Below are 3292 nucleotides of genomic sequence, written 5' to 3'. Positions count from 1 at the left end.
GCCTCGATGCGCTCGTCATACGGCGGATTGAGCAGCAGCGTGCCCGGTGCGGGCGCCGGCGGCGAGCGCTGCAGCGCGTCCCCGCCGCGCAGCTGCACGACGTGGTCGACACCCGCGCGCTGCGCGTTGCGCTGCGCGAAATCGACCATGCGGAACGCGACGTCGCTGCCGAAGATCGGCACCGGCGACGCCCGCTTCGCCGCCGCCGCTTCGGCCTTCAGCGAGGCCCATTCCGCCGCGCGGTGCGGCAGCATCTTCTCGAAGGCGAACTTGCGCAGCAGGCCCGGCGCGATGTTGCACGCGATCTGCGCCGCCTCGATCACGATCGTGCCGCTGCCGCAGCAGGGGTCGTACAAAGGCACCGTCGCGTCCCAGCCGCTCGCGGCGATCATCGCGGCCGCCAGCGTCTCCTTCAGCGGCGCCTCACCCTTGTCCTCGCGCCAGCCGCGCTTGAACAGCGGCTCGCCCGAGCTGTCGATGTACAGCGTGACCGTGTCCGGCCCCAGGTGGGCGAACACGCGCACCTGGGGCCACTGGGTGTCGACGTCCGGCCGCACGCCGCCGCGCTCGCGGAAGCGATCGGCCACCGCGTCCTTGATCTTCAGCGCCGCGAAGTTCAGGCTTTTCAGCGGGCTCTGGTGCGCGGTCAGCTCGATCTTGAAGCTTTCGCGCGGCGTGAACCAGTCTTCCCACGGCACCGACGCGGCGGCCTCGTACAGGTCGGCCTCCTCGTGGTACGGGCCGTGGTGCAGTTGCAGCAGCACGCGCTGGGTCAGGCGCGCGTGCAGGTTCAGGCGCATCACGTCGGCCCAGTCGGCGTCCAGGCCGACGCCGCCGCGCACCGGCTGCGGCGTGCGCCGCGTGATGCGTTGAACCTCGTCGGCGAGCCAGGACTCGACGCCAGCGGCGCAGGGCATGAAAAGGGGCAGCAAGGACATGGAAGCAAGCATAAAGGGCGGCGCAGCCGCCGTGGGGGGGAAGGAAAGAGCGGGCTCAAAGAGCCCGGCGCAGGTTGGCCGGGGCGATGCGCAGCGCGTCGCGGTACTTGGCCACCGTGCGGCGGGCGCATTCGATGCCCTGCTCCTTGAGCATCTCGGAGATCTGGCTGTCCGACAGCGGCTTGGCGGTGCTTTCGGCGGCGACGAACTGCTTGATCAGCGCCCGCACCGCCGTGCTGGAGGCGTTGCCGCCGGTTTCGGTGCCGAGCGCCGAGCCGAAGAAGTACTTCAGCTCGAAGGTGCCGAACGGCGTCGACATGTACTTGGCGGTGGTCACGCGCGAAATCGTGGATTCGTGCAGTCCCAGCTCGTCGGCGATTTCGCGCAGCACCAGCGGCCGCATCGCCAGCTCGCCATGGACGAAGAAGTTGTGCTGCCGCTCGACGATGGCGCGCGAGACCCGCAAGATGGTGTCGAAGCGCTGCTGGATGTTCTTGATGAACCAGCGCGCCTCCTGCAGCCGCTGCTGCAGCGCCTGGTGGCCTTCGCCGCCGCGGTGCGCCTTGAGCGCGCCGGCGTAGACGTCGTGCACCCGCAGACGCGGCATCACCTCGGGGTTGAGCACCACCCGGAAGGCGGCGCGCGCGCCCTTGCCGGTCTTGGTGACGAGCACGTCGGGCACGACGATGTTGCGCTCGACGTCGATGAAGCGCCGGCCCGGCTTGGGCTCCAGCCGCGTGATCATGGTGATGGCGGACTTCACGCGCAGTTCGCTGTCGCCGCACAGCTGGGCCAGCCGCTTGACGTCGCGCCTGGCCAGCAGGTCGATCGGCTGCTTGACCACGCGGATCGCCACCGGACAGACCTCGTCGCCAGGGGATTCGTGCTGGATCGAGCGCAGCTGCAGCATCAGGCATTCGGCCAGCGAGCGCGCGCCCACGCCCGGCGGATCCAGGCTTTGCAGCAGGCGCAGCGCCACCGTGAAGCGGTGCACCAGTTCCTCCTGCTGCTCCATGTCGTCCGGGGACAGGCTGGCGGCCAGGCTCTCCAGCGGCTCGTCCAGGTAGCCGTCGTCGTTGAGCGACTCGACCAGAAAGCGCAGCGCGAACCGGTCTTCCTCGCCCAGGCGCAGCGACAGCGCCTGCCGGTGCAGCCAGGACTGCAGCGACTCGTTGCCGCGGGCCAGGTCGGTGGCGTCGACTTCACCGTCCTCGCCGCTGTTGCGGCGCGCCGGTGCGTCGCCGCCCCAGTCGCCGTCATCGTGCGGGGTGTCGTTGGTGCCGTCGCCCTCCCAGCTGGGAGCGCCGTCGTCACCGGCTTCGGCCGGCTCGGCTTCGGCCTCGCTGCTGCGCGGGGTGTCGGCGGCCAGAGAAAAAGGCGCCTCGAGACCGGCGCCTTCGCCGTCGTCGATCGGCCGGGCGTCCGACTGCGTCGGTCCGTACTCGTCGGGGCCGTCGTCCAGGCCGGTTTCGAGGAACGGGTTGTCGTCCAGCATCTGCTGGATTTCCTGGCCCAGCTCCAGCGTGGACAGCTGCAGCAGCCTGATGGACTGCTGCAATTGCGGCGTCAACGCAAGGTGTTGCGAGACGCGAAGTGAGAGGCCCTGCTTCATCCTGCCAGCAGTTCCTGACTACATTCGGAAGTGCTCACCGAGATAGACCCGGCGCACATCGGCGTTGTTGACGATATCGGCGGGCGTGCCCTGGGCCAGCACGCTGCCTTCGCTGATGATGTAGGCGTGGTCGCAGATGCCCAGCGTCTCGCGCACGTTGTGGTCCGTGATCAGCACGCCGATGCCGCGCGACTTGAGAAAGCCGATGATCCGCTGGATCTCGATCACGGCGATCGGGTCGATGCCGGCGAACGGCTCGTCCAGCAGGATGAAGCGCGGCTGCGTCGCCAGCGCGCGGGCGATCTCGACCCGGCGCCGCTCGCCGCCCGAGAGCGCGAGCGCCGGCGAATCGCGCAGGTGCTCGACGCGCAGGTCCTGCAGCAACGCCGTCAGCCTGCGGTCGATCTCGGCGCGGCTGAGCGGCTTCGCATGTTCGTCGCGCTGCAGTTCGAGCACGGCGCGAACGTTCTCTTCGACATTGAGCTTGCGGAAGATCGACGCTTCCTGCGGCAGGTAGGACAGCCCCAGCCGCGAGCGGCGGTGGATCGGCATGTGTTCCACCGAGTTGCCGTCTATCGAGATTTCGCCGGCGTCGGCGCGCACCAGGCCCACGATCATGTAGAAGGAGGTGGTCTTGCCAGCGCCGTTCGGGCCGAGCAACCCGACCACTTCGCCCTTTTCGACGGCGAGCGACACGTCCTTCACGACCTGCCGGCTGCCATAGCTTTTGCGCAGGTTGAGG

General features: G+C 69.0%; 3 protein-coding genes. All 3 read right to left on the bottom strand.

Features of this window, described 5'->3' with window-relative positions; genetic code table 11:
* Positions 1-938: THUMP domain-containing protein (locus JWP65_RS07865; RefSeq protein ID WP_299762416.1), on the bottom strand; the 938-nt coding region annotated here is incomplete at its 3' end.
* A 55-nt stretch (positions 939-993) separates the two neighbouring features.
* Positions 994-2550, bottom strand: coding sequence for an RNA polymerase factor sigma-54 (locus tag JWP65_RS07860; RefSeq protein WP_299762414.1), 1557 nt, complete (start codon positions 2548-2550; stop codon positions 994-996).
* A gap of 18 nt (positions 2551-2568) precedes the next feature.
* A partial coding sequence (gene lptB, locus JWP65_RS07855) for an LPS export ABC transporter ATP-binding protein (protein WP_367280486.1) occupies positions 2569-3292 on the bottom strand: 724 nt, incomplete at its 5' end.

It is taken from the genome of Ramlibacter sp. (assembly GCF_028292805.1).
GTDB lineage: Bacteria > Pseudomonadota > Gammaproteobacteria > Burkholderiales > Burkholderiaceae_C > Ramlibacter.
The sequence above is the reverse complement of the archived record's forward strand: the minus strand, read 5'-3'. Positions and strand labels throughout refer to the sequence as shown.

What these genes read in the sequence shown, in the direction of transcription:
- JWP65_RS07860 (WP_299762414.1), bottom strand. Translation starts at nt 2,550, where the DNA reads ATGAAGCAGGGCCTCTCACTTCGCGTCTCGCAACACCTTGCGTTGACG.